Raw genomic sequence first — 21,526 nt, forward strand, 5'->3', positions numbered from 1 at the left:
CCCGCCTAGCGGCCTTCCCAGACGTTGGCGAGATGCCGCGGCCAGCGGCCGGGAACGATGAACAGGGCGTCGATCCTCACATCGTCGCCATCGCGCATGTAGCGCGGAGCGAGCCGCTCGGCCGCCACCGCGACCCGGCGCAGGCGATAGGCGTCGAGCGAGAAGGCCGCCGATCCCTCGCTGGCGCGCGCCTTCACCTCGACGAACGCAAGCGTCCGGCCGCGACGGGCGACGATGTCGACCTCGCCGCCGGGCACGCGAGCGCGCCGTGCGAGGATCCGCCAGCCCTTCAGCCGCAGGTAGAGCGCGGCAATGACTTCGGCGCTGCGGCCGCGCTTCTCGGCCGCCTCGCGATTCACTTCGACCGCTCGAGGGCGCGGGCGTAAGCGCGCTTGCGCGGGATATTGAGCTGCTCGGCGACGAGAGCCGCGGCGCGCGAAGGCGACAGCTCGGCCATTGCGGCGTCAAGTGCGGCATTGAGATCGTCGTCGCTGACGGTTTCGCGCTCCATCCGTGGCCCAACAACGATCACGATCTCGCCCTTTGGCGGATTGTCGGCGTAGCGGACCGCGAGATCGCCCAGCACGCCGGTCACGCATTCTTCGTGAAGCTTGGTGATTTCGCGGACGACGGCGGTGTCGCGCGGCCCGAGCCTCGCGGCCAGCGCGAGCAAGGTTTCCCCGAGGCGCGGCCCACTCTCGTAGATCACGAGGGTCGCGCGGACGTCGGCGATCTCGATGATCGCATCCGCCCTGGCTTTGGCCTTGGCGGGCAGGAATCCGAGGAAGAGAAAGCGGTCGGTCGGTAGTCCGGCGAGGGTCAGCGCGGCGATCGCGGCGCAAGGGCCCGGAACGGTGTGTACCTTGTGTCCCGCCGCCCGCGCCGCGCGAACCAGCTTGTACCCAGGGTCGGAGATGAGTGGCGTTCCCGCATCGCTGACCAGTGCGATCGCTTCCTCGCCAAGCCGTGTGACGATGCCCGCGCGGTCACTTTCGCTCGTATGGTCGTCGTAGCGGGTCATCGGCACCTTGGCGCCGATATGGGCAAGCAGCTTGGCCGTGACTCGCGTATCCTCGACCAGAATCCGGTCGGCGCGACGCAGCGTGTCGGCGGCGCGCGGGCTCAAATCTCCGAGGTTACCGATCGGAGTCGCCACGATGTGCAGACCGGGTTCGAGCGAGTCATTCATTCGAGTCGATTAACCTCTTCCAATTCAACCGAAAAAGAGTCATCGTGCGTTTGTTGATCCCGGTGCCTGGGGAGAGGTTCGGTGATTGTATTATTGAGTGCTACCTCAATTGTCTTGGCTGCGCTGCAGGCGTCTATCACTGCGCCGACTACAGCTTTTCGCGACTGCCTGAAGGAAGCGTCGACAAAAGCCAGTACCGAAAAGGTCACTGGCGACGCTTATGAGGCCTATGCGCGGAGCGCGTGCAGCGTCCCGATGTCGAGCCTGAAAAACGCGGTTGTCGCCTTCCGCATGAAAAACGGGATGTCGCGCAAGGCTGCGGCGGATGATGCCGACATGACGGTCGACGATTATGTCGGCACGTCAGTCGACAAATATCAGTTCATGGCGACCGTCAACGCCCCGCAGCAGCCCGCAGCGCAGGCAGCCGCCCCGGCTAGCCAACCGGCGCCAAAGCCGCAGGGGCAGTAGCCGCAACCTCGCCCAGGATGTGATCGAGCACCAGACGGCCGCTGGCCGTGAGGGCGAGGTGCGTGTCGTCGCGCACCAGGTGGCCCGAGCCCATCAGGCGATCGACGCGCGCCCAGTCGACAATCGACGGTAGCCCGAAGCGCTGGGCAATGCCGGCCACATCGACCCCTTCACGCAGGCGCAGTCCCATGACCAAAGCCTCGTCCGCCGCTTCAACCGCCGACAGTAATTCTTCCTCAGCGATTCCGTGGCCGTTGCGCCTTACTGCCGCGAGATAGTTTTCGGGCTTCCGGTGTCGCGTCGTCCGCATGCCGGTGCGGCGTCCGTGCGCGCCCGGGCCGACGCCAGCATAGTCGCCATAGCGCCAATAGGTGAGGTTGTGCCGGCTTTCCTCGCCGCGGCGAGCGTGATTGCTGATCTCATAGCCTGGAAGCCCCGCCGCCGATGTCATGTCGTCGGTCATCTCGAACAGCGCGGCTGAAGCCTCGACGTCGAGGGGCTCGAACTTGCCCGCCGCGTGAAGCGCCGCGAAGCGCGTGCCGGGCTCGATGGTCAGCTGGTAGAGCGACAGGTGCCGGGTTCCGAGTGACAGCGCCTGGGCCAAGGTTGCCGACCAGCTGGATTCGCTGTCGCCGGGCAGGGCGTAGATGAGGTCGAAGCTAACCCTGCGGAAGTGCCTCTGGGCGATTTCGAGTGCGGCGAAGCCCTCACGCGCCGAATGGGCGCGGCCGAGGAAGGCGAGCGCCTTGTCGTCAAAGCTTTGCAGCCCGAGCGACAGGCGATTGACGCCGGCAGCGCGAAGGTCGGCGAAGCGCGCGGACTCGACCGAGTTGGGATTGGCCTCGAGTGTGATTTCGAGGCCCTCTGCCGGTGCCCAATGGCGAATGGCGGCGTCGATCACCGTTTCGACAGTGCGCGGGTCCATCAGTGATGGGGTCCCGCCACCGAAGAAGATCGAGGTCAGCTTGCGGCCTGGGAGCAGCGCGGCTTCGTGCGCGAGATCGGCCAACAGCGCGTCGCGCCACTCGTCCTGGTCTATCGACGCCCGCACATGGCTGTTGAAATCGCAATAAGGGCATTTGCTGACGCAAAACGGCCAGTGGACGTAGAGCGCGAGCGCGTCGCCGCTCATTCGTTGAGCGCCGCCACGAGCTTGCGGAACGCATCCGCGCGGTGGCTGATCGAATGCTTCAGCTCCGGATCGAGCTCGCCGAAGGTTTCCTCGTGGCCGACAGGCACGAACATCGGGTCGTAGCCGAAGCCCCGGTCCCCTCGCGGCGGCCAGATGAGTGTTCCGTCGACCCTGCCGTCGAAAGTCTCGGCCTGCCCGTCATTGGGCCAGGCGATGGCCAGCGAACAGGCGAAATGCGCGGCCGGCGCGGCATCGGGCTCGGTCGCCTCGACCTCGCTCCACACCTTCTCCATCGCGCGATTCCAATCGCGGTTTCCGTCCTCGTCTTCGGCCCAGCGGGCGGAGAAGATTCCGGGCCGACCCTGAAGCGCATCGACGCACAGGCCGCTGTCGTCGGCGAGGGCGGGGAGGCCGCTCAAGTCAGCTGCTTCGCGCGCCTTCAGGTCGGCGTTGTCGGCGAAGGTGTTGCCGATCTCTTCGGGTTCGGGGAGGCCAAGCTCATCGGCGCCGACGCAAGTAATGCCGAACGGCTCCATCAGCGCCTTGATCTCGCGCAGCTTGCCGGCGTTGTGGGTCGCAATGACCAGCTTGTCCCCGATCGGCCTCACCGGCCGGTCGCCTTCAGCTGCGCCTGGAAGATTTCGCCGCAGCCGATGCGGGCGAGGCGTAGCAGGCGGAGCAGGCCTTCCTCATCGAAAGTCTCGCCTTCGGCGGTCAGCTGCGCCTCAACGATCGCATTGTCGGCGGTGAGGACGAAATTGCCGTCACTTCCGGCGGTCGAATCCTCCGCATAATCGAGGTCGAGGACGGCGTTTCCGCCGTGGATTCCACAGCTGACGGCCGCGACCTGCGTGCGGATTGGGTCGGCGGTGAGCGCCTTCTTTTCGAGCAGCTGATCGACAGCAATGCGAAGCGCTACCCAACCGCCTGAGATGGCGGCGGTGCGGGTGCCGCCGTCCGCCTGGATCACGTCGCAATCGACGATGATTTGACGCTCCCCCAGCTTGGGCAGGTCGACCACCGCGCGGAGCGAGCGGCCGATCAACCGCTGGATTTCCTGGGTGCGGCCCGACTGCTTGCCCTTGGCCGCCTCGCGATTCCCGCGGGTGTGCGTTGCGCGGGGCAGCATGCCATATTCGGCGGTGACCCAACCCTGGCCCTTCCCACGTAGGAACGGGGGCACCTTTTCTTCGACCGATGCCGTGCAGAGCACGCGAGTCTCGCCGAAGCTGACGAGGCAGGCGCCTTCCGCATGGCGGGTGAAACCGGGCTCGAATTTCAACTCGCGCATTTGGTCGGGGGCGCGTCCGGATGGGCGCATGAAGGCAATCTCCTGATACTGGTGCGTCGGCGTCCCTAGACCCCGAATGTCCGCAATCCTAGATGGTTGCACATGACACAGCCCATCGGTGAACTGACGAACCGGATGCGGGATATCTTCGGCCTTGTGGTCGAAGCCTATCTCGAGCGTGGACTGCCCATCGGATCTAAGGCGTTGGCGGGCTCGATCAGCCTGTCGCCGGCCTCGATCCGCAACGTGATGCAGGAGCTGGAGGAGCGAGGGCTTCTCACCCATCCCCACACCTCTGCCGGACGCGTTCCGACCGAGACGGGCCTGCGGCTGTTCGTCGACGGCATCATGCAGGCGGCCGTACCCAATCCCAGCGAACGGCGCGAGATCGAGCGGCAGATCGTCCGCGAACAGCCGATCGAGGACGCGCTCGCGGCTGCGTCGGCGGCGCTGTCGGGCCTCAGCCAGGCGGCGGGCGTGGTGCTCGCCCCGAAACGGGAACTCACGCTCAAGCAATTGAGCTTCGTACCGCTGGACTCCGGCCGCGCCCTTGCAGTGCTGGTTGGCGCCGATGGAAGCGTCGAGAACCGCGTCGTATCGCTGGACGCGGGAACGAGCGCGAGCGCGCTCACCGAGGTCAGCAATTTCGTCAACGCGCGACTGGCGGGCCTGACTCTTGCCGAGGCGGAGGCACGGCTGCGCGCCGAAATCCGCGAACGGAAGGAAGCGATCGACTCCGCGGCGGCCGAGCTTGTCGCTTCGGGGTTGGCGGCTTGGAGCCAGGACCATGCTCGCCGGCCGGTGCTGATCGTACGGGGGCAGGCGAACCTGATCGACGACAGCGCAGCGGAGGATTTGGAACGCGTCCGCAAGCTGCTTGGCGAGTTGGAAGACACGCAGGAAATCGCGCGGCTGTTGGAAAGTGCCCGCGACGCGCCCGGCTGCCGCATCTTCATCGGATCGGAGAACCGCATGTTCGCGCTTTCCGGCTCGTCGGTGATTGCGGCGCCCTATCGCGGGAGCGAGGGGCAGGTGGTCGGCGTTGTCGGCGTGATCGGGCCGACGCGGTTGAACTATGCGCGCGTGGTCCCCATGGTGGATTTTACTGCGAAAGCGCTGACGAGATTGATGGCATGAACGACGACGAAAAACTGCACGACGAAGCCGAAGAGCTTCGCAAGGAGACCGCCGACGGCGCGCCCGAGCTGGCGGAGCATGACCGGATCGCCGAGCTCGAGAAGCTGCTCGAGGAAGCCAATGCGAAGGCGCTCTACGCTGCGGCCGAGGTCCAGAACACGCGCCGGCGGCTGGAAGCCGACAAGGAGCAGGCGTCGAGCTATGCCGCCGCGTCGTTCGCGCGCGATATGCTGGCGATCAAGGACAACCTCGAGCGGGCCCTCGTTGCGGTCAACGACGAGCTTCGCGCCGACAAGGTCGCGAGCCAGTTCCTGGCCGGCATTGAAGCCACGGCTCGCGAGATCGAAGCGGCCTTTTCCCGCAACGGCATTAGCCGGATCAAGTCGATCGGCGAGGAACTCGACCCGCACCGCCACCAGGCGATGATCGAAATCCCCACCGACCAAGCCGAGCCGGGGACGATCGTCGAGGAAATGCAGGCCGGCTACATGATGAAGGACCGGCTGTTGCGGCCGGCTCTCGTCGGGGTCGCGAAGAAGCCCTAATAGATGTCGCGCTGATGGGCCTCGCTTTTTGATCCGAGACTGAAGCGCAACTCCGGCTCCACTGAACCAAACAGACGATCGGCAGCATAGCGACCGACCGCCGGGCCATGTTTGAAGCCGTGGCCCGACCCGCCGCCGACCAGCAGCACATTGCCGTGGCCCGGATGGAAATCGATCAGGAAGTCGCCATTCGAGCTATTCTCGTACTGGCAGACGCGCGCCTCCGTCAGTTGGGCGTCGCGGAGCAGCGGAAAACGCCGATCCCTGAAGGCGACAACCTCGGCCAGCGCCTCTTCGGTCGCACGCCGGTCCTGCGTGTCGGGATCGACCACCGGCCCGTGAACGTCGTGCGCGAACTTGACCCCGCGGCCTTCGAGGTCGGGAAAGCCGTAGAACATGTCGCCGTGGTTGAAGTCCGCCCAGCACGGCATCGTGCCCGGTGCGAAGCGGCCACTACCGGCGGGCGGTGCGAAGAAGAATATTTCCTGACGGGTCGGCAGGATTCGCTCGCCAATCACATCGGGGAACAGCTTCGGCAGCCAAGGTCCCAGCGCGAAGACAAAGCGATCCGCGGCGATGCTACCACCGGTGGACAGCGGAATTTCGGTGAGCGTGCCCAAATCCGTTCCTGGCGCCTGCACCTCAGCTTCGAGGTAATTACCGCCAGCGCGAACGAACCGATCGACGAGCGTTTGGACCGCGCGCCGGGCCATCAGCGCCCCGAACTGCGGCTCCAGCAGGCCAACTTCGATCCCGTCGAAGTCGATCATCGGGAAGCGGCGCGCCATTTCGGCCTGGCTCAGTACCTCGGTGACCAGGCCAAGCTCCTCATGCGCGGCGACGCTGTCGCGGAAATAGGGCTCTTCGGTGGGGAAGAAGAACAAAACCCCGCACTCATGGAAGATCGGCAGGCCGGCATCTTGGCTCAGCGCCTTCCACTCGGCGAGGCTGTCGAACGCCATTCGGGTATAGATCTGGTCCTTGCCGTAGGCGCCGCGCGTCAGGCGCGATTCTCCGCCCGATGACGCCCGCGAATGCGCCGGCGCCCAGGCGTCAATCAGGGTGACGCGATACCCCTGTTGGTGCAGCCGGTGCGCGGTCCAGGCACCGAACACGCCCGCGCCGACCACCGCGACATGCTCGCTCATGCGATTTCCCCGAATGGCAGCAGGTCTGCAGGCGGAAGGACCGGCGTCGGAACCCCGTGGTCCGCGAGGAAACGGTGGGTGACGATTTGGGCCTGCTGCTCGAGGCCGTAGCGGTCGAACGGCTTTCCCGGCGTCAGCGCATAATCGTAGCGGCAGAAGGGGTGGCGCATCAGCGGCAGGTAAAAGCTGCCCTTGGCCTGCGCCTGCCAGACATGGGTCATTTCATGAATGAAAAAGGCCTGCCGGCGAACGTCCTCATTCGCGAAATCCTCGGACCAGCCGCCGCCGTCCGGATGGAAGTAAATGTTGCCCATCGGCGCCATCGCCGCGTTCCTTGGCTGGAACGGCCACCATTTGCCCTTGATCAGCCGGACGCGTGAATAATCGACCGCATCCTTGAAGATCGGCCGCGCAAGCGCAATTTCTCCGGGCGTCAGGGAACGGGAAATCATGCGCGACAGTTAGCCGCGCGGACGACTTGCACCAAGGCCGGCGCACTTGCGGGGCAACATCGCCGCCGCTAGGGCTGCCGCAAAAGCAATAACGGAGGAAGCTTCACATGAGCGAGACTGGCGATCGGGTTAAGAAGATTGTCGTCGAACATCTCGGCGTCGAGGCCGACAAGGTCACCGAAGACGCGAGCTTCATCGACGATCTCGGTGCCGACAGCCTCGACATTGTCGAGCTGGTCATGGCGTTCGAGGAAGAGTTCGGAGTCGAGATTCCGGACGATGCCGCCGAAAAGATCACCACCGTTCGCGACGCGATCGATTATATCGACCAGAACAAGGGCTGATCGGGTCCGAGTTCTGCCGCCCGCTTAACGCCGAAACGCGGCACGAACGGCTTCCCGAACACAATCGGGGGGCCGTTTGTTTTGGAGCCATGACGGAGTTGAAATGATGCGCCGTGTCGTCGTGACAGGTTTGGGTCTCGTGACGCCCCTGGGCGCCGACGTTGAGACAACTTGGCAAAACCTCATCGCCGGAAAGAGCGGAATCGCGCTCATCACTCGCTTCGACGTTTCCGATCAGAAGGCGAAGATCGCGGGCGAGGTGAAGCCGAAGGATCACCCCTACGGTTTCGATCCCGACAAGCGTGTCGACCATAAGGTCCAGCGCCAGGTGGACCCGTTCATCGTCTACGCGATCGACGCCGCCGGACAGGCGCTGGAAGACGCGGGACTCACCGACATGACCGACGAGGAGAAGGAGCGCGCAGGCGTTTCCATCGGCTCGGGCATCGGCGGTCTGCCGGGGATCGAGAGCGAGTCGCTGGTCCTGGCCGAGAAGGGCCCGGGGCGGGTCAGCCCGCACTTCGTCCACGGCCGGCTGATCAACCTCACTTCGGGCCAGGTTTCGATCAAATATGGCTTGATGGGCCCCAACCACTCGGTCGTGACGGCCTGCTCGACCGGCGCCCACTCGATCGGCGACGCCGCCCGCATGATCAAGGACGGCGATGCCGACATCATGCTGGCCGGCGGTGCCGAAAGCACCATCAACCCGCTCGGCGTCGCGGGCTTCGCCCAGGCGCGCGCGCTCAACACCGAATTCAATGACCGGCCAGAGCAGGCCAGCCGTCCCTACGACAAGGGCCGCGAAGGCTTCGTCATGGGCGAGGGCGCGGGCGTCGTCGTGCTCGAGGAATATGAGCACGCCAAGGCGCGCGGCGCGAAAATCTATGCCGAAGTGGTCGGATACGGCCTGTCGGGCGATGCTTATCACGTGACGGCGCCGCATCCTGAAGGCCGCGGTGCCGAACTCGCGATGCGGATGGCGCTGAAGAAGGCCGGCCTCAAGCCCGAGGACATCGACTACGTCAACGCGCACGGTACGTCGACCATGGCCGACACGATCGAGCTCGCGGCGGTAAAGCGAGTGCTTGGCGACGACCTTCACGGCGCGTCGATGAGCAGCACCAAGTCCGCGATCGGCCACCTGCTCGGCGGCGCCGGCGCGGTCGAGGCGATCTTCTGCATCCTGGCGATCCGCGACCAGATCGTGCCGCCGACGCTCAACCTCGACGATCCGGACGAGGGCACGGAAGGCGTGGACCTCGTCCCGCACAAAGCAAAGAAGCGCCCGGTCCGCGCCGCGCTCAACAACAGCTTCGGCTTTGGCGGCACCAACGCCTCGCTGATCCTGAAGGCCGTGTGAGGCGACTGCCGCTGATCGCGGCCGGGCTGGCCCTTGCCGCGCTGATCGCTGTTTACCTTCTGTGGTGGGGTCCGGGCCCGAAGGCTGGCCCGCACACGATCATTGTCGAAGAGGGTTCGACCGTGGGCTCGGTCGCGCGCCAGCTCAATAAGCAAGGCGCGATCCCCGGATCGCAACGTACCTATTACGTGATGGCGCGGCTGCTCGGTTCCAGCGACCCGATCCAGGCGGGAGAGTTTGAAATACCCAGGGGCATGGGCGGCGCGGCGATCCTCGACCTCCTCCAGCACGGAAAGCCCGTGCAGCGCCTGATCACCGTGACCGAAGGCATGCCGTCGATCATCGTCAGCGAGAAGCTTGCCGCCAATTCCTATCTCGCCGGCGCCGCGCCGCCGATCGCGGAAGGTTCGGTGCTTCCAGACAGCTACGGCTATGAGCGCGGTGAAACCCGCGCCTCGGTTGTCGGCCGCATGCAGTCCGCGATGACCAGGACGCTCAATGCGCTGTGGGCCAAGCGCACCTCGGATTGCCCGGTGGCGACGCCTGAGCAGGCGATCACGTTGGCCTCCATCGTGGAGAAGGAGACGGGCAAGGCGTCCGAGCGGCCGATGATCGCCGGCGTTTATTGCAACCGCCTGAAGATCGGCATGAAGCTGGATGCCGATCCGACGGTTATCTACCCCGTGACCAAGGGTAAGCCATTGGGCCGGCGGATCCTCCGCTCCGAGCTCAACGCCGACAACGGCTACAATACCTATCGTCGTGCGGGACTCCCGAACGGCCCGATCGCCAATCCCGGCAAGGCGAGCATCGAAGCGGTGCTTCACCCGGCAGCGACCAGGGCGCTTTATTTCGTTGCCGACGGCACCGGCGGCCATGTGTTTGCCGATACCCTGGCGCAGCACAACGCCAATGTAGCCAAATGGTATGCGATCCGCCGCCAGCGGGGGCAGATGTGAGGAAGCGGTCGTGAGGAATCGGGGGATCGGCCGCGGCCGCATGTTCATGGGCGGCCTGCTGCTCTTCGCGGCGGTTATCGCCTGGGGCACGGCGTTGGGCATGAGCCCTCACGGCACGAGCGTCGCCGAGGGAACCGAGCATGTGCGCGGGACAGTTGTGGGTCTGCTGCAAAAGGCGGCCCTGATTACGCTTTTCATGACCGCGGTTTCCGCCTGGCTGTTGTTTCCTTCGCGGCGGCCCAAGGCCCCGAGACGGGACTATGCCATCCTAGCGGTCATTACATTGCTGATCGTCACTTGCGTTTACGAGCTGGCTTGGCTCCAGTTCTCGGTCCTTCGCTAGCCGCCGACCGCCTCGCTGCGGACGTAACCGACGCGGCCGTCCTCCCCGGCGTAGCCCCACGCCCAGCCGACACTGTCGTCCAGCATCATGAATGGATCGCCGGGCATCAGCTCGCGCACCACTTCGGCGCCTTCCGAGGGTGCATCCCGCAGCAACGTATCCGCGATGATGGTCCGTTGGATCGGCTCGGCATAATGGGAAGCGATTACCCGATGGGTCAGCGCGACGTCGGCCAGGTCCTTGCGGAAGGCATTGAACAGCGCGTCGGGTGGGTCCGACGGGCCAGTCAGCGCGAAATCGTCAACGCTGGTGAGCGTAGGCGGGTGCTTGCCCGATGATTGGACGGTGGGCCGCTGAGTTGCTGTCGCCGTCCTCGCGGAGGTTACGCTTGAAGCCTTCAAGAAATTCTGCCCCGCTGTTGGTGCGAACCACGAACACGTTGCGGCGGTCGTCCTGGTCCCTCTCGCGGCGGAGATAGCCGAGCGCGCCGAGCGTATTCAAGGCGCGAGTGACGACGGGCTTGGACACGCCGAGTACTCGCGCGAGCCCGCGCACCGTGTGGGGGCCGGGGGTCAGGTAAACCATCATCAACAGGGCCATCTGCCGATTGGTCAGATCCGGTTCGCCCGAGCGGACATAGGCGATAAGCGCCTTCATCCAGCCGGTAAGCGAAACTTCGCTCATGACTGCTCGTCTCCGTCTCGTGCCGCGTAGTTCGGGAATTAAACAGGCAAGGACGCGAATTGTTGCAGGTGCGTGACCTTAAAAATCCTTATTTTTCGGCGAAACGGGCCGTCAATCGCCTGAATAGAGTCCTTCGAGCAGGGCAAAAACGGCCCTCAGGCCGAGCGCATCGCCCCCTTTTGGGCGACCCGGCTTGGCCTGATCTCGCCAGGCATAAGTATCGAGGTGCGCCCAGCGCGTTCCCTCGGGCACGAAGCGCTTGAGGAACAGGGCGGCGGTAATGCAGCCCGCCATGGGCGAATTCACGGCGTTGGCAAAATCGGCAAGGTCGCTCTTCAGCATCTCGTCATAGGGTTCCCACAGCGGCATCCGCCAGATCGGGTCCTCGGTGGTGCGCGCAGACTGCTCCGCCTCGGCGGCAAGATCGTCATTATTGGCGAAGAACGCGGGGAGGTCCGGGCCAAGCGCAATCCGCGCCGCCCCCGTCAAGGTCGCGAAATCGACGATCAGTTCGGGGTTCTCTTCCGATGCCCGGGTCAACGCATCCGCCAGAATCAGCCGCCCTTCCGCGTCCGTATTGTCGATTTCGACGAACAGACCCTTGCGCGACTTGATCACGTCGCCGGGACGGTAGGCGCCGCCCGAAACAGCGTTTTCGACCGCTGGAATCAGCAAATGAAGCCGAACGGGCAGGCGCGCGAGGGTGATTAGCCGCGTCAGCGCCAGCGCATGCGCCGCCCCGCCCATGTCCTTTTTCATCAGGCGCATGCCGCTCGCCGACTTGAGGTCGAGGCCGCCGCTGTCGAAGCACACACCCTTGCCGACGATCGCGATGCGCGGGTCGCCTGCCTTCCCCCATTCGAACTCGATCAGGCGAGGGGCGCGTGCGTCTGTGGCAGCACCGCCAACCGCCGCGATCAGCGGATAGCCCTTCGTGAGCTCGCTGCCCGAAGTGACGCGCAAATGCCCGCCGCACCGCTTGGCTTCGTCGGCCACAGCGCGCTCGATCTCCGCCGGTCCAAGGTCCGCAGCGGGCGTGTTCACCAGATCGCGGACAAGAGCAGTTGCATCAGCAAGTCGCACCATCGCATCGATGCGCGCGACCTCGCCGGTCACCAGCACGCGCGGACCGCGCTCCGGCTCCTCTTCCTTCTTCGAGCGATATTGATCGAACCTATGCTGCGCGAGGAGCCAGCCCAGTGCGGCGTTGCCCGGTTCGCCCGCAGCAAGCTTGTAGCTTCCCTCCGGCAAGCTCTCACCGAGCTTTGCAAGGCACCATGGGGATAACTCGGTCGTGTTCTTGACCGCGCTGACCACTTCGAATTCCCCACCGCGCGGTAGGATCACGAAGGCATTGGCAGTCTTTCCGTCGAACCGCATCGCTTCGATGAGGCTGCGGTCTTCCGCCGGACGCTTCTTGAGCCAGGCCTCGAAGCTCTGCTTGTCGACGAGATGGATGGGGCGGGCTTTTTGCTCGCGGTCAGCGACGAGGAGCGAAGCGAAATCGGTCATAGTGGGGCTCTAAAGCCGGCGCCGCGTCAGGGCCACCCGTCAAACTTTCATTACAGTGAGTTCATGGAACGCGCCGCTGCCGCGACCCGTTACGGGGAAGCGGCGGATAGGGAGGCGAGCGATGAAGCGCAGCATTTCCGGAATCATCCTGGCAGGGATCATGGCTCTGATCGGGATCGTGCTCACCATTGGTGGCGCTTGGCTGCTCGCGCTAGGCGGCTCGCCTTATTATTTGATTGCCGGTCTCGCGATGCTCGCGTCTGCTTTCTTCCTGTTCCGTGGCCGCCTGCTGGGCGGCTGGATCTACCTCGGTTTATTCGCTCTCAGCGCGATCTGGGGCTTTTCGGAAGCTCGCGACAACGCCTGGGCAATGATCCCCTGGCTGGTCGCGCCGCTCGTGCTGCTTATCGCCGTGCTTTTGGTGATGGCGACGCTCACGCGCGCGCCTAACCGATGGAAATTCGCCGGGGGCGGCATCGCCGCCGCCATATTGTTCGTCGCAATAAGTTTTGCCGCGCTCGGCAATAGCGTCAGCGCCATTGCTGCACTCCCGGCGCAAAGTTCGCCGGGGATGTCGGATCCGTCCGGGCTTTCGACTGGCGCGGACTGGCCGACCTACGGCGGCACGAATGCCGCCTGGCGCTTTTCCCCGCTGACGCAGGTCAATCCAGACAATGTCGGCAAGCTTCAGAAGGCATGGGAAGTGCACACCGGCGGCATGCCGGCGAGCGCCGATTATCAGAAGCTCTACGGCACCGAGAATACGCCGCTGAAGGCGGGCAACCTGCTTTACACCTGCACCGCGAAGAACATCATCCTCGCGCTTGACGCAGCTACCGGCAAACCCGTGTGGCGCGTCGACCCGCACGTGCCCGACGCCTGGATCCCGTACACCACCGCTTGCCGCGGCCTGGCCTATTACAAAGTCCCGGGCGCCGCCCCGAACAGCCTCTGCGCGGCCCGGATCATCGAAGGCACGCTCGACAGCCGCCTGATCGCGGTCGATGCGCTCACCGGCAGGCCCTGCACCGACTTCAACGGTACCGGCCAGCAGGATACGAAGATCGGCATGGGCTGGGTCTCGCCCGGTTCCGCATCGATCAATTCCGCGCCGACGATCGTTCGCGGCATCATCGTGGTTCCACACCAGATCCTCGACGGCCAGTGCCGCTGCGCGCCCTCCGGCGTAATTCAGGGCTTCGACGCCAAGACCGGCAAGCTCGCCTGGGCGTGGGACATGCAGCACCCCGACTGGACCGGCTATCCGCCCAAGGGCCAGACCTGGGCGCGCGGGACGCCCAATTCGTGGACCACGAGCGCGGGCGATGAAAAGCTGGGCCTGGTCTATGTCCCGATGGGCAATACCGCGGACGACTATATCTCCACTGGCCGCACTCCCCTGCAGAACCAGTACAGCAGCGCGGTGGTGGCGCTCGACGCGACCACGGGCCGGCTGCGCTGGACCTTCCAGACCGTCAAGAAGGACGTCTGGGACTATGACATCGGCAGCCAGCCGAGCCTGATCGACTACAAAGGCGCGCCGGCGCTCCTCATCCCGTCCAAGCAGGGCGACCTCTATGTGCTCGACCGGGCGACCGGAAAGCCGCTGGCGCCGATCGGGACGATCAAGGCTCCGCTTGGCGGGATCGAACCGCAGGAACGCTCGCCTACCCAGATCGTGTCGCTGTGGAATACGCTGCGCAAGCCGCCGCTGCTGGAGTCCGACATGTGGGGGATGTCGCCGATCGACCAGATGATCTGCCGCATCCAGTACCGCCGGGCCGATTACCGCGGCTATTTCACACCGCCCACCGCCGACAAATTCACCGTCCAGTACCCCGGCTACAATGGCGGCAGCGACTGGGGCAGCGTTTCGATCGACCCGGTACGCGGCGTGATCATCGCCAATTACAATGACATGCCCAATTACGTCCGGCTCATTCCGCGCGCTGAGGCCGACAAGCTTGGGATCAAGCCGCGGTTCGCGAGCGGCGGACCATCGGCTAACTCCCACCAGACCGACCCGCAATGGGGCGTTCCTTACGCGGTAAAGGTCAATGCTGGCTGGCGGATGCCGTTCACCAAATTGATGTGCAAGCGCCCGCCTTATGGCGGCATCCGCGCGATCGACATTTCGTCCGGCAAGACGATCTGGGACCGCCCGTTCGGCACGGCGCGGCGCAATGGGCCGTTCAACCTCCCGACCTTGCTGCCATTCTCGATCGGAACGCCGAACAATGGCGGCGCGGTGACGACGGCGAGCGGCCTGGTCTTTGTCGCGGCGGCCACGGATGATTTGATCCGCGCCATCGACCTGAAGACCGGCAGGACTGTGTGGAGCGCCGCTTTACCGGCGGGCGGCCAGGCGACGCCAATCGTCTATGAACAGGGCGGGCGCGAGTATCTGGTGATCTTCGCTGGCGGCCATCACTTCATGGAAACGCCGATGGGCGACAGCGTGATCGCTTACGCCCTGCCGAAAAACGCCTGAGACTGATCAGGCCGGGCTGTTCGGCGCCGGGACCTCGTGATGCTCGTTCTTCGTCGCGATGTAGACCATAGTAAGCAACGTCGCGAGCCATACGGCGAGCACGGGAATCGGCGGAGGAGCGAACCGGCCGTAGGCCGAAGGCCGCGGCGGAGGTGCCGGCTGGGCCGCAGCGGTCGCAGCGCCGCCCAAGGCAGCGGTTCCCACGGGCGATAGCATGCTCAGCTCCATCCACGAGCTCTGGGTCTGGAGCGCCGCCGCGGGGGCAGGCGTGTCAGCCAGAGCGGCAGTGGATGTGAGGAGAATAGCAGTAGCAGCGGCAACCGCAGTGAGCTTCGCAGGGGTCTTACGCATGACCGAGTCTCCAGCGCAGTTTTAACGCCTTGCGCCTATTCGGCTCAAATTGCACGCACCAAGCTCAAGATTTAATGCGGGTATTCGACGGGCTGCGGCGAATTGACCGCGAAGCGCGGGATTTTAGGCCGGCACCCCGAATAGGTCGTGCTCGTCGGCATCTTCGACCTTTACGCACACGATATCGCCCGGCTTCAGCCCACCGGCGCCGCGCAAATGCACTTCACCGTCGATTTCGGGCGCGTCCGCCTTCGACCGGCCGGTCGCGCCGCCCTCGTCGTCAACGGCATCGATAAGGACGTCGATGATGGAGCCGACTTTCGCCTCGAGCTTCTGCGCTGAAATGCGCGCCGACAGCGCCATCACGGCCTCGTAGCGCTCCTGCTTCAAGTCGTCGGGCACTTGCTCGCCCATCGAGGTCGCCGGCGCGCCTTCGACTGGCTCGAACTTGAACGCGCCGACCCGGTCGAGCTGCGCTTCTTCGAGCCAGGCGAGAAGATAGGCAACGTCTTCGTCGGTCTCGCCCGGGAATCCGACGACAAAACTCGAGCGGATCGCGAGATCGGGCACCTGTTCACGCCACGAGCGGATGCGCTGCAGAACCTTGGCGTCGTTCGCCGGCCGCTTCATCGCGCGCAGCACCTTGGGGCTGGCGTGCTGGAACGGGATATCGAGGTAGGGGAGCACGAGGCCTTCCGCCATCAACGGAATGACGTTGTCGACGTGAGGGTAGGGGTAGACGTAGTGAAGCCGTACCCAGGCGCCGAGCTTGCCAAGCTCGCGCGACAGGTCGGTCATGTGGGCGCGAACCTCCTCGCCCTTCCACATCCGCGGTTGGTGCCGGATGTCGACGCCATAAGCCGATGTATCCTGGCTGATGACCAGCAGTTCCTTGGTGCCGGCGGCGATCAGTTTCTCGGCTTCGCGCAGGATCGCGTCCGGCCTGCGACTGACGAGGTCACCGCGCAGGTGCGGGATGATGCAGAAGGCGCAGCGATGGTTGCAGCCCTCTGAAATTTTCAAATAGCTGTAGTGGCGCGGTGTGAGCTTTAGCCCGCTTTCGGGGACCAGGTTGAGGAAGGCGTTGGCCGGCATCGGCGCGGCCTCGTGCACTGCTCCGACCACCTGCTCATATTCATGCGCCCCGGTAATCGCGAGGACATCAGGGAAACGCTCGCGGATGACGTCCGCTTCCTTGCCCATGCAGCCGGTGACGACCACGCGGCCGTTCTCGGCGATCGCTTCGCCGATCGCTTCGAGGCTCTCTTCCTTGGCGGAATCGAGGAAGCCGCAGGTGTTGACCAGCACCACGTCAGCACCCGCATAATCGGGCGACATGTCGTAGCCGTCTGAGCGCAGCTTGGTCATGATCCGCTCGCTGTCGACCAAGTTCTTGGGACAGCCGAGTGAGACCAGCCCGACGCGCGGGGGCTTGGGGAGCGATGTAACGTTCATCGGAAGGGCCGCGCCAATATAGGGAATTTGCGGCGAAAACTAGGCCTTAGGCAGCGGCTGGCACGCTCGTTAGCTCAGCGGTCGCCGACACGCGGCAAAACTCGAACGCAAGCGTCGCGACATGAACGCGTTGGACCTCGTCGGCACAGATCCAGCCGTCGCCGGAGGGGTCGGGCAAATCGAAACAATCGCAGGCGTCGGGGACAAGGACCATGTCCCAGCCAAGATTCGCCCCCATTCGGACGGTCGTCGACACGCACATGTCGGTCGAAATGCCGAAAACGACGACGTGCTTGGCCCCAAGCTTCTTGAGCCGCGCATCGAGGTCGGTGCCGATAAAGGCTGAATTGACGCTTTTGGTAATCAGCGCTTCGCCGTCCTTCGGACCAAAGCCCGGGCGGAAGTCATTCCCTGGGAGTCCCGGTGCAAGGGTCGATCCAGGCTGAACCGAGTCATGGCGGACGTGAATGATCGGGCGATTTACGGCCCGCCAGGCGTCGAGCAGCGCCAGCCCGTTTGCGTCGACGTCCGAATTCCAGCGGCGAGGCCAGGGCGGCCGGTCGAACGCCTGCTGCATGTCGATTGGAAGGAGGACGGCGCGGTCGAGATCGATATTGGTCATGGCGAGCGCTCCTTTAGTCTCGTTGGATCGGTATCGCTCACAAAATTGGGCTTTCCGTCGATAAGGACGCGCTTGTTCATGCCGCGCGCCACCGGCTAAGAGCCGCGCCATTCCTCAGGAGAGCTTGCATGCGCATCGCGATGATCGGCACTGGTTACGTCGGATTGGTATCCGGCGCCTGCTTCGCCGATTTCGGACATCGGGTGTGCTGCGTCGACAAGGACGAGTCCAAGATCGACGGCCTCAATGCCGGCAAGATGCCGATCTGGGAGCCGGGGCTCGAGGCCCTGGTCAAGTTCAATGCCGACCATGGCCGTCTGACCTTCACCAAGGATCTGGTCGAAGGCGTGAGAGGCGCGGAGGCCGTGTTCATCGCCGTGGGCACGCCGGCGCGACGCGGCGACGGCCATGCAGACCTCACCTACGTGTTCGAAGCCGTGCGGGAGCTTGCCAAGGTGATCGCGCCCGGAACCGTGGTGGTCACCAAGTCGACCGTCCCCGTCGGCACGGGCGATCAGATCGAGCAGATCCTCCGTGAGGAAGGGGCGACGGACGTGTCGGTCGCTTCGAACCCGGAGTTCCTGAGAGAAGGCGCTGCGATCGCCGACTTCAAGCACCCCGATCGCATCGTAGTCGGGGCGGAGGACGAGCGCGCGCAGGAAGTGCTCAAGGAAATCTACCGGCCGCTTTTCCTCAACCGCGCACCGATCCTGTTCACCGGGCGCCGCACTGCCGAGCTTACCAAATATGCCGCCAATGCTTTCCTCGCGGTCAAGATTAGCTTCATCAACGAGATCGCGGACCTATGCGAGGCCGTCGACGCCGACGTTCAGGACGTCGCCCGCGGCATCGGTCTCGATAACCGGATCGGCGCCAAGTTTTTGCACGCGGGCCCCGGTTATGGCGGCAGCTGCTTTCCCAAGGACACGCTGGCGTTGCTGCAGACCGCCGAGAATGCCGGTGTCGACCAACGGATCGTCAGGACCACCGTCCAGGTGAACGATGATCGCAAGAACAGCATGGTCGATCGGGTGGAGCGCGGGCTCGGTGGCGACTTGAAAGGCAAAAGCGTCGGGGTCTTGGGATTGGCGTTCAAGCCCAACACCGATGACATGCGCGATGCACCCTCGATTCCTCTGGTTGAGGCGCTGGTAAAGCGCGGGGCGACCGTTCGGGCGTTCGACCCGGTTGCGACAGAGCAGGCCATGAAAGTCTTGTCGGGGATAGAATTCGTGGATGATGCCTACGCAGCCGCCGAGGGCGCCGATGCCCTGGTCATCGTCACTGAATGGGACGAATTCCGCGCGCTGGATCTTGAGAAAGTAGCAGATTCAATGCGCGGGACGGTGCTTGTCGACTTGCGCAACGTCTATGATCGCGAGGAGGCCGAAGAAGCGGGCCTTGCTTATTATGGCGTAGGGCGCGGCCGTCCGGGGTTATAGCCGGCCGCATACTGAACTAAGGCGTTAGCGGGATGTGTGCCGTCTTCCTTCCTGACCTCCGGGTTCACGCTTGGCCACGCTGAAGAGTAGCGCGGGGCGTCCTGAACGCGTGGCCGGCGCGGCGCGCGTATCGATCCTCGCCCGTAAGCGTTTCCAGCTCGCCGGCGCGTTGGCGATTGGTGCGCTCCTGCCTTGGCTCGCGCGCGCTCCGCTTCCGGGTCTGATGTTGGAAGCGGCAACGCTCAACGACCTGTTCGGCAATGCGGTCGCGATCATCATCGGTTTTTGGATGCGGCTGTCGATCGAAACCTATCCGGGCATCCGGCGAAGCTCGGTCATTCTCCCCGCTGCACTGACCGGCCACGGTCTGGTGGTGACCTGGTTCGTGCTGACGCGCTTTCCCTACGACCGTCTCGGCCTTGCCGCCGGATTCCTGTTGCACGTCACATTCCTCTACGCGCTGAACATCTACACCGATCGGCGCATTCGCCGCCGGATCGCCGTGGTCCCGATTGGCGGCACAGAGCGGATCGACCAGATCGACAGCATCGACTGGGTGCTGCTGAAGCGGGCGCGCCTGTCCGACGCGCGCGGCTGTAACGCCATCGTTGCAGATTTCGGTGCCGACCTGCCCGACGAGTGGGAGGCATTTCTTGCCGATGCCGCGCTCGACGGGCGCATCGTTTACCAGGTCAAGCAACTTGCAGAATCCTTGACCGGTCGGGTCGAGCTCGAACATCTCTCGGAGAACAGCTTCGGCTCGCTGCTTCCGGCGCGCGGCTATTTTTACCTCAAGGGCCTGTCGGATTTCCTCTTTGCAGTGATCATGCTGCCCGTGGCCCTGCCTGTCATGGCGGTCATTGCGCTCGCCATCCGCATCGAAAGCCGGGGCCCGGTGCTGTTCAGACAGACGAGGGTGGGACACGCCGGACGCAGGATTACCGTCTACAAGTTTCGGACCATGCGGCCGATGGAGCTCGAGGACGCGCGCAGCGCGGCCATGACCAAGGATGAAGACGACCGCATCACCGAAGTCGGCAAGGTGCTGCGGACGTTGCGGGTCGACGAGCTTCCACAGATCTTCAACATCCTGAAGTGGGAGATGAGCTGGATCGGACCGCGTCCGGAAGCAGAGGTGCTGTCGGTCTGGTACACGAGCGAAATCCCCTTTTACCGCTATCGCCATGTGGTGAAGCCGGGCATTTCGGGCTGGGCGCAGGTCAACCAGGGCCATGTCGCCGAAGTCGACGAGGTGCACCGCAAGCTGCAGTACGACTTCTATTACATCAAATATTTCTCGCCCTGGCTCGACATCCTGATCCTGTTCAAGACGATCAAGACGATGCTGACGGGCTTCGGCTCGCGCTGAGCGGCGCGGTTTCTCGCATCATCCAAAAGACAGGCAGCACGGCGAGCGCGACGATTGCAATCATGACGCCGGGCGCCGTGGTCCAGCCCGACCGCTCGACCAGAAGCTGGGCAACGTAGGGCGTTAGTCCGCCGAAGACTGCGGTTGCCGCGGTTGCCCCCAAAGCAAGGCCGGTGATCCGGCCCTCGCCGGGGAATTGTTCGGCCGTTGCCACCGCACCGACCGCGCTATAGGCCCCGGCGATCGCAGCCAGCGCGACCGCACCGAGCAAGGCGAGCCAGCGAGCGCCACTGGCCATCAGGGAAAACATGCTGATCGGGAGTAGTGCGCTAAGCAATGCGAGCACGACGAGCACGCGGCGCCGGCCGACCCGGTCAGACCAGGCACCGGCGAAGGGCGTGACGACAATCACGATCACCGCTGCGATCGTCGAAAGCCACAATGCATCACGCTCTGGAAGCGCGCCGGCCGATGTCAGGAACGACGGAACGTAAGTGATTCCGACATAATAAGTGATCGATCCCAGCGCCGAGATGGCGAACGACCGGGCAATGCCGGCCTTGTGGTGGGTGAGGGCATGGCGGAGCGGGACTTCGGGCAAGGTGCCTTCGCTTCGCTGGCGCTCGAACTCCGGGCTTTCGTGCATCGATGCCCGGGCGATGCCGACGCTGCCCGCGAGCAGCGCGCCAACGAAAAACGGGATCCGCCAGCCCCAGTCCTGCAACTGCGCTTCGCTGAGCGACGCGACGGTCAGGGCCGAGACCGCGACCGCCAGCAGGCCGCCGACCTCGCTCGCCGCCGAAGCCGAGGAGGCGATTAGCCCGCGCTTCGATTCAGCAGCGCCTTCGAGCAGGTAGGCGACGACACCGGTATATTCTCCGCCGACCGAGAATCCCATCACGCAGCGCAAGCCTAGCAGCAGCCAGCCGGCCAGCGGGCCGATCGCGGCTCGGGTCGGCAGCAGCGCGGTCGCGAGCATTGCCGTCGTCATCACCGCCACCGACATCAACAGCATGTGCCGCCGCCCCTTGCGATCGCCGATGTGGCCGAAGACGAGGGCGCCGAGAGGACGCATCAGATAGGCAATGGCGAAACCGCCGAGCGTGATGAGCAGGCTATTCGCGCCGCCGCCAAAAAACACGCGGCTCAAGACCGTCGCGAAATAGAGGTACAAGGTGAAATCGTACCATTCGACGATCGTCGAGAAGGCCGCGATCGCCATCGAG

Annotated in this window: 24 protein-coding genes; 10 read left to right on the plus strand and 14 right to left on the minus strand. The window is 64.5% G+C overall.

Annotated features, from left to right (window positions below; translation table 11 throughout):
- Nucleotides 1–5 precede the first annotated feature (5 nt).
- Both AC4K8G_RS00285 and rsmI read right to left on the minus strand, forming a co-directional pair.
- Nucleotides 6–359, minus strand: a complete 354-nt coding sequence (locus tag AC4K8G_RS00285; RefSeq protein WP_491732191.1) for a YraN family protein — start codon at nt 357–359, stop codon at nt 6–8.
- Nucleotides 356–1,189: a 16S rRNA (cytidine(1402)-2'-O)-methyltransferase gene (gene rsmI, locus AC4K8G_RS00290; protein WP_491732192.1), complete on the minus strand. Its 834-nt coding sequence runs from the start codon at nt 1,187–1,189 to the stop codon at nt 356–358. Before rsmI ends, AC4K8G_RS00285 begins: the two co-directional genes overlap by 4 nt.
- A 114-nt stretch (nt 1,190–1,303) precedes the next feature.
- Here rsmI and AC4K8G_RS00295 point away from each other — a divergent pair, with 114 nt between their 5' ends.
- Complete coding sequence (locus AC4K8G_RS00295) at nt 1,304–1,660, plus strand: hypothetical protein (RefSeq protein ID WP_491732193.1); 357 nt, start codon at nt 1,304–1,306, stop codon at nt 1,658–1,660.
- Here the strand turns inward: AC4K8G_RS00295 and hemW are convergent.
- From hemW to rph, 3 genes are read right to left on the minus strand one after another with little or no spacing between them, the layout of a single operon-like run.
- Nucleotides 1,626–2,792, minus strand: a complete 1,167-nt coding sequence (hemW, locus tag AC4K8G_RS00300) for a radical SAM family heme chaperone HemW (RefSeq protein ID WP_491732194.1) — start codon at nt 2,790–2,792, stop codon at nt 1,626–1,628. The two genes, AC4K8G_RS00295 and hemW, sit on opposite strands and share 35 nt — an antisense overlap.
- On the minus strand, nt 2,789–3,400 hold the full coding sequence (gene rdgB, locus AC4K8G_RS00305; RefSeq protein WP_491732195.1) for an RdgB/HAM1 family non-canonical purine NTP pyrophosphatase: 612 nt from the start codon (nt 3,398–3,400) through the stop codon (nt 2,789–2,791). Before rdgB ends, hemW begins: the two co-directional genes overlap by 4 nt.
- Nucleotides 3,397–4,113 (minus strand): ribonuclease PH, encoded by a 717-nt coding sequence (rph, locus tag AC4K8G_RS00310; RefSeq protein ID WP_491732196.1) that lies wholly within the window; start codon nt 4,111–4,113, stop codon nt 3,397–3,399. The genes rdgB and rph overlap by 4 nt, the downstream gene beginning before the upstream one ends.
- Before the next feature lie 72 nt (nt 4,114–4,185).
- Between rph and hrcA the strand changes: the two genes are divergently transcribed.
- Both hrcA and grpE read left to right on the plus strand, forming a co-directional pair.
- Nucleotides 4,186–5,220, plus strand: a complete 1,035-nt coding sequence (gene hrcA, locus AC4K8G_RS00315; RefSeq protein ID WP_491732197.1) for a heat-inducible transcriptional repressor HrcA — start codon at nt 4,186–4,188, stop codon at nt 5,218–5,220.
- On the plus strand, nt 5,217–5,765 hold the full coding sequence (gene grpE, locus AC4K8G_RS00320) for a nucleotide exchange factor GrpE (protein WP_491732198.1): 549 nt from the start codon (nt 5,217–5,219) through the stop codon (nt 5,763–5,765). Before hrcA ends, grpE begins: the two co-directional genes overlap by 4 nt.
- Here grpE and AC4K8G_RS00325 read toward each other — a convergent pair.
- Both AC4K8G_RS00325 and AC4K8G_RS00330 read right to left on the minus strand, forming a co-directional pair.
- Nucleotides 5,762–6,913: an FAD-dependent oxidoreductase gene (locus AC4K8G_RS00325; protein ID WP_491732199.1), complete on the minus strand. Its 1,152-nt coding sequence runs from the start codon at nt 6,911–6,913 to the stop codon at nt 5,762–5,764. The genes grpE and AC4K8G_RS00325 overlap by 4 nt on opposite strands.
- On the minus strand, nt 6,910–7,365 hold the full coding sequence (locus tag AC4K8G_RS00330) for a vgr related protein (protein WP_491732200.1): 456 nt from the start codon (nt 7,363–7,365) through the stop codon (nt 6,910–6,912). Before AC4K8G_RS00330 ends, AC4K8G_RS00325 begins: the two co-directional genes overlap by 4 nt.
- Nucleotides 7,366–7,472: 107 nt before the next feature.
- On the opposite strand from AC4K8G_RS00330, the gene AC4K8G_RS00335 reads away from it, so the two are divergent.
- The 4 genes from AC4K8G_RS00335 to AC4K8G_RS00350 all read left to right on the plus strand — a co-directional run bounded on the left by AC4K8G_RS00335 (nt 7,473) and on the right by AC4K8G_RS00350 (nt 10,374).
- Nucleotides 7,473–7,709 (plus strand): acyl carrier protein, encoded by a 237-nt coding sequence (locus AC4K8G_RS00335; protein WP_491732201.1) that lies wholly within the window; start codon nt 7,473–7,475, stop codon nt 7,707–7,709.
- 106 nt (nt 7,710–7,815) lie between these two features.
- Nucleotides 7,816–9,072 (plus strand): beta-ketoacyl-ACP synthase II, encoded by a 1,257-nt coding sequence (gene fabF, locus AC4K8G_RS00340; RefSeq protein ID WP_491734375.1) that lies wholly within the window; start codon nt 7,816–7,818, stop codon nt 9,070–9,072.
- Nucleotides 9,069–10,031 carry an endolytic transglycosylase MltG gene (mltG, locus tag AC4K8G_RS00345; protein ID WP_491732202.1) on the plus strand — a complete coding sequence of 321 codons (963 nt, stop codon included), beginning with the start codon at nt 9,069–9,071 and terminating at the stop codon, nt 10,029–10,031. Before fabF ends, mltG begins: the two co-directional genes overlap by 4 nt.
- A 10-nt stretch (nt 10,032–10,041) precedes the next feature.
- Nucleotides 10,042–10,374 (plus strand): hypothetical protein, encoded by a 333-nt coding sequence (locus tag AC4K8G_RS00350; RefSeq protein WP_491732203.1) that lies wholly within the window; start codon nt 10,042–10,044, stop codon nt 10,372–10,374.
- Here AC4K8G_RS00350 and AC4K8G_RS00355 read toward each other — a convergent pair.
- The 3 genes from AC4K8G_RS00355 to AC4K8G_RS00365 form a co-directional block, all read right to left on the minus strand.
- The gene (locus AC4K8G_RS00355; RefSeq protein WP_491732204.1) at nt 10,371–10,775 is read right to left on the minus strand and encodes a hypothetical protein; all 405 of its coding nucleotides are present in this window, start codon (nt 10,773–10,775) and stop codon (nt 10,371–10,373) included. The two genes, AC4K8G_RS00350 and AC4K8G_RS00355, sit on opposite strands and share 4 nt — an antisense overlap.
- Nucleotides 10,675–11,058 carry a MarR family transcriptional regulator gene (locus tag AC4K8G_RS00360; RefSeq protein ID WP_491732205.1) on the minus strand — a complete coding sequence of 128 codons (384 nt, stop codon included), beginning with the start codon at nt 11,056–11,058 and terminating at the stop codon, nt 10,675–10,677. Before AC4K8G_RS00360 ends, AC4K8G_RS00355 begins: the two co-directional genes overlap by 101 nt.
- Nucleotides 11,059–11,169: 111 nt before the next feature.
- Nucleotides 11,170–12,570, minus strand: coding sequence for a leucyl aminopeptidase family protein (locus tag AC4K8G_RS00365; RefSeq protein ID WP_491732206.1), 1,401 nt, complete (start codon nt 12,568–12,570; stop codon nt 11,170–11,172).
- 121 nt (nt 12,571–12,691) lie between these two features.
- Here AC4K8G_RS00365 and AC4K8G_RS00370 point away from each other — a divergent pair, with 121 nt between their 5' ends.
- Entirely contained in the window at nt 12,692–15,061 is a 2,370-nt protein-coding gene (locus AC4K8G_RS00370) for a membrane-bound PQQ-dependent dehydrogenase, glucose/quinate/shikimate family (protein WP_491732207.1), read from the plus strand.
- A gap of 6 nt (nt 15,062–15,067) precedes the next feature.
- Here AC4K8G_RS00370 and AC4K8G_RS00375 read toward each other — a convergent pair whose 3' ends face one another.
- From AC4K8G_RS00375 to AC4K8G_RS00385, 3 genes are all read right to left on the minus strand, one after another.
- Entirely contained in the window at nt 15,068–15,412 is a 345-nt protein-coding gene (locus tag AC4K8G_RS00375) for a hypothetical protein (protein WP_491732208.1), read from the minus strand.
- A 123-nt stretch (nt 15,413–15,535) separates the two neighbouring features.
- Nucleotides 15,536–16,867: a 30S ribosomal protein S12 methylthiotransferase RimO gene (rimO, locus tag AC4K8G_RS00380; protein WP_491732209.1), complete on the minus strand. Its 1,332-nt coding sequence runs from the start codon at nt 16,865–16,867 to the stop codon at nt 15,536–15,538.
- A 46-nt stretch (nt 16,868–16,913) separates the two neighbouring features.
- Nucleotides 16,914–17,489, minus strand: a complete 576-nt coding sequence (locus AC4K8G_RS00385; protein WP_491732210.1) for a cysteine hydrolase family protein — start codon at nt 17,487–17,489, stop codon at nt 16,914–16,916.
- 128 nt (nt 17,490–17,617) lie between these two features.
- Here AC4K8G_RS00385 and AC4K8G_RS00390 point away from each other — a divergent pair, with 128 nt between their 5' ends.
- Nucleotides 17,618–18,931, plus strand: a complete 1,314-nt coding sequence (locus tag AC4K8G_RS00390) for a UDP-glucose dehydrogenase family protein (RefSeq protein WP_491732211.1) — start codon at nt 17,618–17,620, stop codon at nt 18,929–18,931.
- A gap of 109 nt (nt 18,932–19,040) precedes the next feature.
- Nucleotides 19,041–20,300 carry a sugar transferase gene (locus AC4K8G_RS00395; RefSeq protein WP_491732212.1) on the plus strand — a complete coding sequence of 420 codons (1,260 nt, stop codon included), beginning with the start codon at nt 19,041–19,043 and terminating at the stop codon, nt 20,298–20,300.
- On the opposite strand, the gene AC4K8G_RS00400 is transcribed toward AC4K8G_RS00395, so the two are convergent.
- Nucleotides 20,266–21,522: an MFS transporter gene (locus AC4K8G_RS00400; RefSeq protein WP_491732213.1), complete on the minus strand. Its 1,257-nt coding sequence runs from the start codon at nt 21,520–21,522 to the stop codon at nt 20,266–20,268. The two genes, AC4K8G_RS00395 and AC4K8G_RS00400, sit on opposite strands and share 35 nt — an antisense overlap.
- Nucleotides 21,523–21,526 lie beyond the last annotated feature (4 nt).

This window comes from Sphingomonas sp. SP3 (assembly GCF_058514305.1).

Excerpts from the sequence above, each read along its gene's own strand:
- AC4K8G_RS00400 (WP_491732213.1), bottom strand. The coding sequence starts at position 21,522 with ATGGCGATCGCGGCCTTCTCGACGATCGTCGAATGGTACGATTTCACC.
- AC4K8G_RS00325 (WP_491732199.1), bottom strand. The coding sequence starts at position 6,913 with ATGAGCGAGCATGTCGCGGTGGTCGGCGCGGGCGTGTTCGGTGCCTGG.
- rph (WP_491732196.1), bottom strand. The coding sequence starts at position 4,113 with ATGCGCCCATCCGGACGCGCCCCCGACCAAATGCGCGAGTTGAAATTC.
- AC4K8G_RS00335 (WP_491732201.1), top strand. The coding sequence starts at position 7,473 with ATGAGCGAGACTGGCGATCGGGTTAAGAAGATTGTCGTCGAACATCTC.
- AC4K8G_RS00360 (WP_491732205.1), bottom strand. The coding sequence starts at position 11,058 with ATGAGCGAAGTTTCGCTTACCGGCTGGATGAAGGCGCTTATCGCCTAT.
- rimO (WP_491732209.1), bottom strand. The coding sequence starts at position 16,867 with ATGAACGTTACATCGCTCCCCAAGCCCCCGCGCGTCGGGCTGGTCTCA.
- rsmI (WP_491732192.1), bottom strand. The coding sequence starts at position 1,189 with ATGAATGACTCGCTCGAACCCGGTCTGCACATCGTGGCGACTCCGATC.
- AC4K8G_RS00330 (WP_491732200.1), bottom strand. The coding sequence starts at position 7,365 with ATGATTTCCCGTTCCCTGACGCCCGGAGAAATTGCGCTTGCGCGGCCG.
- AC4K8G_RS00375 (WP_491732208.1), bottom strand. The coding sequence starts at position 15,412 with ATGCGTAAGACCCCTGCGAAGCTCACTGCGGTTGCCGCTGCTACTGCT.
- AC4K8G_RS00365 (WP_491732206.1), bottom strand. The coding sequence starts at position 12,570 with ATGACCGATTTCGCTTCGCTCCTCGTCGCTGACCGCGAGCAAAAAGCC.
- grpE (WP_491732198.1), top strand. The coding sequence starts at position 5,217 with ATGAACGACGACGAAAAACTGCACGACGAAGCCGAAGAGCTTCGCAAG.
- hemW (WP_491732194.1), bottom strand. The coding sequence starts at position 2,792 with ATGAGCGGCGACGCGCTCGCGCTCTACGTCCACTGGCCGTTTTGCGTC.
- fabF (WP_491734375.1), top strand. The coding sequence starts at position 7,816 with ATGCGCCGTGTCGTCGTGACAGGTTTGGGTCTCGTGACGCCCCTGGGC.
- hrcA (WP_491732197.1), top strand. The coding sequence starts at position 4,186 with ATGACACAGCCCATCGGTGAACTGACGAACCGGATGCGGGATATCTTC.
- AC4K8G_RS00390 (WP_491732211.1), top strand. The coding sequence starts at position 17,618 with ATGCGCATCGCGATGATCGGCACTGGTTACGTCGGATTGGTATCCGGC.
- AC4K8G_RS00370 (WP_491732207.1), top strand. The coding sequence starts at position 12,692 with ATGAAGCGCAGCATTTCCGGAATCATCCTGGCAGGGATCATGGCTCTG.
- AC4K8G_RS00385 (WP_491732210.1), bottom strand. The coding sequence starts at position 17,489 with ATGACCAATATCGATCTCGACCGCGCCGTCCTCCTTCCAATCGACATG.